Origin of the sequence: Bradyrhizobium sp. Mp27 (assembly GCF_029953005.1) — a bacterium.
Lineage (GTDB): Bacteria > Pseudomonadota > Alphaproteobacteria > Rhizobiales > Xanthobacteraceae > Bradyrhizobium > Bradyrhizobium barranii.
Genome location: NZ_JASAUS010000035.1, coordinates 60,403 through 68,230, shown reverse-complemented (window position 1 = coordinate 68,230; position 7,828 = coordinate 60,403). Strand labels below are relative to the sequence as shown.

The window sequence follows — 7,828 nt, the reverse complement described above, 5'->3', positions numbered from 1 at the left end:
TCCGGCGGCTCTTCTTCGTCATCTTCGCTCCTGATTCGCAGCAAGAATCCTCGCCGCTGTCAGGCAGAAAATCCACTCAAGCTACTGTCCGAATTTGCGGGGCCAGCTCTGATCGCTATCTGGCCGAACAGCTCTGGATCCATAACGGTGCGGCGTTCGGACTGATCGGACGCCTGTTGGTGTTCGCAGCCGGCTTCGCACCTCTCGCCCTGTTCATCAGCGGCGCGATCATGTGGCTCAAGAAGCGTCCAGCGAGGATCAAGACCGGCTGGCGAGCCTAGCGCCGCACGATCGAGCCGGAGCGGCCGATCAGGCGGGCGAGGGCGCGGAAGCGGCTGCCGACGCGGTCGGCGACGAGGTCGACGAGCCGGTGCTCGAACACCAGCATCAGATTGCGGCCCTGGCTCCGGAAATGCGTGGCCGGCAGCACACCCGGGCGTGCCGCCGAGATCAGATGGGCGACGCGGAACGCCGCGCCCAGCAGACGGGCGCGTTCGAGCTGGGCCGGTGTCAGCAGCTCCTGCATGGTCACCGGCGGCTGGTTCTCCTCGCTCAGGCCGGCATAGCGGTAGAACACGGACAGGCCGACGAAGGCGCGCTCGGTGTGGGTGATTGCGCCGAAATTGCCGTTGACGACGAGGCTCAGCGTCTGCTCGCCGCGATGGTCGGGATGCACGCGCCAGCCGATGTCGGAGAGCAGGCACGCGGTGTGGCGCAAGCGGCGGTCCTCCTCGGTCTCGCGCAGCTTCACCACGCGCGCGAGGCGGTCGGTCCAGGCGATCAGCTCGCGGGCGTGCTTTGCCGAACGCGACAGCAGCTGATTGAGCTCTTCCGCGGCGCAGATCAGCCCGTCCTTGTTGCGCTCGGATTCCGACAGCTTCTCGTGCAAGAGGCCCTCGCGCACGCCGAAGGTCGAGAACACGATGGACTTGGGTTTCGCCACGCGGATGATGTGCTCGAGCACCAGCGCCGCATAGGTGAGGAGCGGGCGCCTGGCATCCGCGACGATCTCGATGTCGGCCAGCATGTCGGCGGCCGCAAGCCGGCGGAGACGACGCGAAAAGTCGAGCGCTTCAGCTGCGGAAATGGAGTAGCCGTGCATCACCTGGAGCGGATAGCCGCTCTGGATGATGTGGATGCGCGCCAGCGCGCGCCAGGTGCCGCCGACGGCGTAGAAGGCGCGGCCGCGGCCGGCGGTGAGCTGCGGCACCTCGTCGAGCTCCTCGCGCACGATGCGGTCGGCGCGCTTGAGCGATTTGTGCGCGAGGTCCTGGAGCGCGAGGCCGCCGAGCGGCAACGTCACGCCGCTGCGCACGCTGTTCTTGCGCACGTCGATCAGCTCGAGCGAGCCGCCGCCGAGATCGCCGACGATGCCGTCGGGATGATGGATGCCGGAGATCACGCCGAGCGCCGACAGCCGCGCCTCGCGCGGGCCTGACAGGATCTCGATCTTCACGGCGCAGATGCGCTCGGCTTTCGCGATGAAGTCGGGGCCGTTGGAGGCGTCACGGCAGGCTGCTGTTGCAATCGCAAACACGCGACCGACCTGCATGACGCGGCACAGGGCCCGGAACCGCTTCAGCGAGGTCAGCGCCTTGTCGACAGCATCGGGCGCAAGCAGGCCCGTGCTCTGCACCTCGCGCCCGAGGCCACACAGCGTCTTCTCGTTGAAGATCGGAATGAGGCTCCGCGTCAGTCCCTCGTAGACGACGAGACGGACCGAGTTGGAACCGATATCGATGACCGCGACGCTCGAGCCGCGCTTACGCGGCCGCTTCACGTCCTCGATCCCGGATCAAGACTGATGACGTTCATTACGGCGCGTGAGACGGCGCGGCGAGGATTCCTTGAGCGACTTTCCACGGCCAGATAGACTCGGATTTGTCATGAAGTAGTTGTGGACGTTGAAAGGCTCCTCGCCCTTCGCGGTCTTCATACGCGTCGAGGACCCGTCCGGCAACAATTGCCAGCTCTGCTCATTGTCCTTCAGATTCGCGACCATGATCTGTTCGAGAACCTGCTGATGCACCGTGGGATTTTGCAGCGGACACAGCACCTCGACGCGGCGGTCGAGGTTGCGCGGCATCATGTCGGCCGAGGAGATATACACAGCCGCTTTCGCGCTCGGCAGGCCCTGGCCCATGCCGAAGCAGTAGATTCGGCCGTGTTCCAGAAAGCGCCCGATGATCGACTTGACGCGGATGTTCTCCGACAGGCCTGGAATGCCGGGCCTGAGGCAGCAGATGCCGCGCACGACGAGCTCGACCTGGACGCCGGCTTGTGAGGCCTCGTAGAGCGCGTCGATGATGTCGGGGTCGACCAGCGCATTCATCTTCATCCAGACCGCGCCGGGTCGGCCATGCCGCGCATGCGCGGTCTCGCCCTGGATGTGCTCGATGATGCGCTTGCGCAACGTCAGCGGCGACACCGCCATCTTTTCCAGATCGCTCGGCGCGGCATAACCGGTGATGAAGTTGAACACGCGCGCGGCGTCGCGGCCGATGGTCGGATCCGAGGTGAAGTAGGAGAGGTCGGTGTAGATGCGCGCGGTGACGGGGTGATAATTGCCGGTGCCGGTGTGGACGTAAGTGGTGAGGCCGCCGCCCTCGCGGCGCACCACCATCGAGAGCTTCGCGTGCGTCTTCAGTTCGAGGAAGCCATAGACGACCTGCACGCCGGCGCGTTCGAGGTCGCGGGCCCAGCGGATGTTGGCCTCCTCGTCGAAGCGCGCCTTCAATTCGATCAGCGCGGTGACGGACTTGCCGGCTTCGGCGGCTTCCGCCAGCGTGCGCACGATCGGCGAATTGTTGGAGGTGCGGTAGAGCGTCTGCTTGATCGCGACGACATCGGGATCGCGGGCGGCCTGCTGCAGGAACTGCACCACCACGTCGAAGGATTCGTAGGGATGATGGACGACGAGGTCCTTCTGCCGGATCGCGGCAAAGATGTCGCCGCCATGCTCGCGCACGCGCTCGGGATGGCGCGGCACGTAAGGGGTGAATTCGAGATCGGGACGGTCGAGGCGGGTGAGCTGCGAGAGTTCGTTCATGGCGAGCACGCCGTCGACCAGGAACACCTCGTCGTCGGCGGCCGACAGCGCGTGCTGTACGAAGCTGCGCAGCTCCTCCGGCATCTTGGCGTCGATCTCGAGCCGGATCACCGACCCGCGGCGGCGGCGCTTCAGTGCGGTCTCGAACAGGCGGACGAGGTCTTCGGCCTCTTCCTCGATTTCGAGCTCGGAGTCGCGGATGATGCGGAAGGCGCCCTGGCCGTGGAGATTGTAGCCGGGGAACAGGCGGTTGATGAACAGCCCGGTCGCCTGCTCGAGCGAGATCAGCCGGACGACCTTGCCCTCGGCCGGCAACCGGATGAAGCGGTCGATCTTGCCAGGCATGCGGATCAGAGCGTTCATCTGCTTGCCGTCGGCGGCGCGCGTGAGCTGGAGCGCGATGGTGAAGCCGAGGCTCGGAATGAACGGGAAGGGGTGGGCAGGATCGATCGCGAGCGGGGTCAGCAGCGGGAACACGTTGTTGAGGAAGTAGTCCTCGATCCAGGTCCGTTCCGCCTTGGTGACGTCCTTGCCGTCGACCAGTGCGATGCCGACGTCGGCCAGCGTGCTGCGCAGGTCGCGCCAGATCGCCTGCTGGTCGGAGGCGAGCTGTGAGACGGTCCGGTTGATCAGCGCGAGCTGCTCGGACGGCGTCAGGCCATCGGGAGCGCGCTCGGCAATGCCTTCGCGCACCTGGGCCTTGATGCCGGCGACGCGAACCATGAAGAACTCGTCGAGGTTATTCGCTGAAATCGACAGGAATCGCACCCGCTCCAGCATGGGGTGGCTGGGATTGACCGCTTCTTCCAGGACGCGGCGGTTGAAGTGCAGCCAGGAGAGCTCGCGATTGATGAAGCGCTCGGGACTTGAGGCGATCGCCGGCAGGCCCTCGGTCTCCGGGGCTTTTTCTTTAATTTCAACAGCTTGCGCAGAGTCCATCAGAAGTCGATCCATCCAGTTCGCCCCAATTTGCGACTTATGCGCAAAACCGGCGGGAGCATGTGTTAGTCCGATGACGTTTCGATGACATTGATGTTCCGCCGCCGCGCCGCGTCAAGCGGCCTTGGAGCCGGGGTGGAAGGGTCAGGCGTCCCGAAGCAGCTCGGCGGCCAGCGCCCGTGTGACGGGGCGACCGAGGCGCAGGGCCTCGCTGTCGAGCAGCTGCACGGCCTCCCGTGCGGCCGCCGAGGACCGCTCCAGGCGGGTGGCGAGGTAGCTGACCACGCTCTCATCCACGGTGAGCTGGCGATCGGTGCAGAACTTGACGATCAGGCCGCGGAAGAGCTGGTCGTCGGGAGGCAGCAGCGAGATCACAGGCACCGCGCGCAGCCGCGAGCGCAGGTCGCGCAGCTCGATGTCGATCGACGCCGGTACCTCGCGGCCGGTGAAGAGCAGGTAGGCCCCATCCTCGCGGGCGAGGTTCATCAGATGAAACAGGGCCCGCTCGTCGAACTGTTTTGCCCTGAGGTCCTCGACCACCAGCGCGCCGGTGGCGAGCGCGCCCGGGACGTTTTCGGCGGTCAGCCCATTGGCTGTGGTCGAGCGGGCGCCGGAAGCCTCGGCCCAGATCGCGGCGAGATGGCTCTTGCCGCTTCCTTCCGGGCCGGCCAGCCACATGATCCGGTTCGGCCATTCAGGCCAGGCATCGATGAGGGCAAGACCGGCTTCGTTGGCGGGGCCTTCGAGGAAATTATCCCGGCTAAGGCTTTCCGCGTGCGGAAGCAAGAATGCCAATTGTCGGGGATGAACGCGGCCTGCCACGCTTGCTGTGCTCCGTGCCGGCACGCCGGCTTCGTTTGAAGAGATTCGACTTCATCGAGCGGGAGTTGGCCTTTTGCGGGGCCGCATCCCGGCTCACTTGGCCTCGAGCGTGCTACTTGGCTTCGATCGTACTCATGTGCCGCAGCCACTCGACGAGATAGAGCGACACGGACGAGAGCGTGAAGACCGTGACGAGGCCCATCAGGATCATATCATAGGGCGCCGGTTTGAAGCCGAAGGCGAGGGAGGCCAGCACCAGCGCCGCATAGGACACCTGGGCGGCGGTGTTGAGCTTCGACACCTTCGACGGCTTCATCTCGACCGGCTTGTCGAACAGCCAGGACACGATCACGGCGGCGACGATCATGATGTCCCGCGACACCACCAGGATCACGATCCAGCGCGGGATGTCGCCCCAGATCCCCAGCGCCAGATAGATCGAGACCAGCAGCGCCTTGTCCGCGAGCGGATCGAGCAGGGCGCCGAGCTCGCTCGTCATGTTGAAGCGCTTGGCGAGGAAACCGTCGACCGCGTCGCTGACGCCGGCAATGAGGAAGACGGCGAACGCAACCTCCATTTGGCTCGACACGATGGCCCAGACGATGATTGGGACCAGCATGATGCGGCCCAGGGTAATGATATTCGGAATACTCACGCGGCGCTTCCTGGCACCCGGCCTGACCTCGAATCCGGCCCGTTTGAGGGCTGAACCGGTTGATATCTACATAGTATAGGGCGGGGCGCCACGCTTGCCATTGCGCGTCCCCGGAATTCGACGTAACCAGCCGCAAACCCACTGGAAATCGGGCATGACCGACCGCAAAAACGGCCTCACTTACGCCGATTCAGGCGTCGATATCGACGCGGGCAACCGCCTGGTCGATCTGATCAAGCCGATGGTGCGCGCCACCGCGCGGCCCGGCGCCGACGCCGAGATCGGCGGATTCGGCGGCCTGTTCGACCTCAAGGCGGCCGGTTTCAAGGATCCCGTCCTGGTCGCCGCCACCGACGGCGTCGGAACCAAGGTCAAGATCGCGATCGAAACCGGCCTGCATGGCGGTATCGGCATCGACCTCGTCGCCATGAGCGTCAATGACCTCGTGGTGCAGGGCGCCGAGCCATTGTTCTTCCTGGACTATTTCGCCTGCGGCAAGCTCGATCCGGAGGCGACCGCGGCGATCGTCGCGGGGGTCGCCGAAGGCTGCCGCGAATCCGGCTGCGCCCTGATCGGGGGCGAGACCGCCGAGATGCCCGGCCTCTACAAGGACGGTGATTACGACCTCGGCGGCTTTGCCGTCGGCGCCGCCGAGCGCGGTACCCTGTTGCCGCGCAAGGACATCGCCGCGGGCGATGCCGTGATCGGCCTTGCCTCGTCCGGCGTGCACTCCAACGGCTTCTCGCTGGTGCGCAAGATCGTCGAGCAGTCCGGCCTCAGCTTCGAGGCGCCGGCCCCGTTCGCGCCGGTCATGACGCTCGGCGGCGCGCTGCTGACGCCGACGCGGCTCTACGTCAAATCCTGCCTGCGTGCGATCCGCGAGACCGGCGCGGTGAAGGGGCTCGCCCACATCACCGGAGGCGGTTTCACCGACAACATTCCGCGCGTCCTGCCGAAAGATCTCGGCGTCGGTATCGATCTGGCGCGCCTGCCGGTGTTGCCGGTGTTCAAATGGCTGGCTGCTCAAGCCGGTATCGCCGAGCTCGAGATGCTGCGCACCTTCAACTGCGGCATCGGCATGATCGCGATCGTCGAGCCCGACAAGGTCGATCAGGTCGCGCAGGTCTTCAGCGATGCCGGTGAGACGGTGGCGCAGCTCGGTAGCGTGATCCCGGCCGAGGGCGAGCACCGCGTCGTCTATAACGGCCACCTCGACCTGGCACTGTGATGACCGGCGCTGTAATGAAGCGCCGCGTCGCCATCCTGATCTCCGGCCGCGGCTCCAACATGTCCGCGCTGATCAGGGCCTCTGCTGCACCGGATTTTCCGGCAGAAATCTCGCTCGTCATCTCGAACAAGGCCGGCGCTCTGGGGCTCGAACGCGCCAAGGCGAGCGGCGTGAACACGCTGGTGATCGAGAGCAAACCGTTCGGCAAGGACCGCGCCGGCTTCGAAAAGCTGCTGCAGGCCGCGCTCGACCAGCACAGCATCGAGCTGATCTGTCTCGGCGGCTTCATGCGCCTGTTCACGGCCGAGTTCACCAAGGCCTGGTACGGGCGGATGCTCAACATCCATCCCTCGCTGCTGCCGTCGTTCCCGGGTTTGGACCCGCACGGTCAGGCTTTGCGCGCCGGCGTCAAACTGTCAGGCGCGACAGTGCACTTCGTTATCCCCGAGACCGATGCCGGCCCGATCGTGATGCAGGGCGCGGTGCCCGTCAGCGACCATGACACGGGCGCTACGCTGTCGGAGCGCATTCTCGAGGTGGAGCACCGCATCTATCCGGAAGCGCTGCGGCTGCTTGCGACCGGCAAGGTCCAGATCGAGGGCGATGTGTGCAAGACGGCGGGTAGCGGGCCGTCGGAGAATTTCCTGGTTTCGCCAGTGGTGCGCTGAAGCGCCGTCGCACCGTGTTTCGTCTTCGCAAACAAAATCCCCCGGCAGAGCCGGGGGCATCGTCATGATCTCTCGCGCGAAGCTTTGAGAGAAATCAGGAGACCTTGAGGTTCTCCGCGGATGCTTTGCCGCGGTTCTCCACGAGGTCGAATTCAACCACCTGGTTCTCATTAAGGGTCGAGAGTCCGGCACGCTCGACGGCCGAGATATGGACGAACACGTCCTTATCGCTGCCGTTCGGCTTGATGAACCCATAGCCCTTGGTCGGGTTGAACCATTTGACGGTGCCCTTTTGCGGCATCGCTCATCTCCTCCACTAGATACAAAAAAGACGCGGCCGCAGTTTCGCGTGCCACGCCACAAACGGGCTTCCGGTAGTCTGTTCGAGTCTCAATGTCGCGAAACGCACAGCCGAGCGGCCAATTCCGATTGTGTCCAATATTGCAACATGAAATTCGCGCGTTAGC

Annotated in this window: 8 protein-coding genes; 3 read left to right on the top strand and 5 right to left on the bottom strand. The window is 65.0% G+C overall.

The features are described from left to right. The coding region (locus tag QJT78_RS19535; protein ID WP_281460278.1) for a PepSY-associated TM helix domain-containing protein at window positions 1-281 on the top strand (281 nt) is incomplete at its 5' end. Here the strand turns inward: QJT78_RS19535 and ppx are convergent. From ppx to QJT78_RS19515, 4 genes are all read right to left on the bottom strand, one after another. Then, on the bottom strand, window positions 278-1,780 hold the full coding sequence (gene ppx / locus QJT78_RS19530) for an exopolyphosphatase (RefSeq protein ID WP_028147761.1): 1,503 nt from the start codon (window positions 1,778-1,780) through the stop codon (window positions 278-280). The two genes, QJT78_RS19535 and ppx, sit on opposite strands and share 4 nt — an antisense overlap. Window positions 1,781-1,795: 15 nt before the next feature. After that, the gene (locus QJT78_RS19525; RefSeq protein WP_028147762.1) at window positions 1,796-3,988 is read right to left on the bottom strand and encodes an RNA degradosome polyphosphate kinase; all 2,193 of its coding nucleotides are present in this window, start codon (window positions 3,986-3,988) and stop codon (window positions 1,796-1,798) included. A gap of 144 nt (window positions 3,989-4,132) precedes the next feature. Continuing rightward, window positions 4,133-4,810, bottom strand: coding sequence for a DnaA/Hda family protein (locus QJT78_RS19520; RefSeq protein WP_028147763.1), 678 nt, complete (start codon window positions 4,808-4,810; stop codon window positions 4,133-4,135). Window positions 4,811-4,922: 112 nt separating this feature from the next. After that, complete coding sequence (locus QJT78_RS19515) at window positions 4,923-5,465, bottom strand: CDP-alcohol phosphatidyltransferase family protein (RefSeq protein WP_028147764.1); 543 nt, start codon at window positions 5,463-5,465, stop codon at window positions 4,923-4,925. 154 nt (window positions 5,466-5,619) lie between these two features. Here QJT78_RS19515 and purM point away from each other — a divergent pair, with 154 nt between their 5' ends. Together purM and purN are read left to right on the top strand one after the other, a co-directional pair. Continuing rightward, complete coding sequence (gene purM / locus QJT78_RS19510; protein ID WP_028147765.1) at window positions 5,620-6,693, top strand: phosphoribosylformylglycinamidine cyclo-ligase; 1,074 nt, start codon at window positions 5,620-5,622, stop codon at window positions 6,691-6,693. A gap of 14 nt (window positions 6,694-6,707) precedes the next feature. Next, entirely contained in the window at window positions 6,708-7,361 is a 654-nt protein-coding gene (gene purN, locus QJT78_RS19505) for a phosphoribosylglycinamide formyltransferase (protein WP_028147766.1), read from the top strand. Between the two features lie 94 nt (window positions 7,362-7,455). On the opposite strand, the gene QJT78_RS19500 is transcribed toward purN, so the two are convergent. Continuing rightward, window positions 7,456-7,662 carry a cold-shock protein gene (locus QJT78_RS19500; protein ID WP_028147767.1) on the bottom strand — a complete coding sequence of 69 codons (207 nt, stop codon included), beginning with the start codon at window positions 7,660-7,662 and terminating at the stop codon, window positions 7,456-7,458. Window positions 7,663-7,828: the final 166 nt, after the last annotated feature.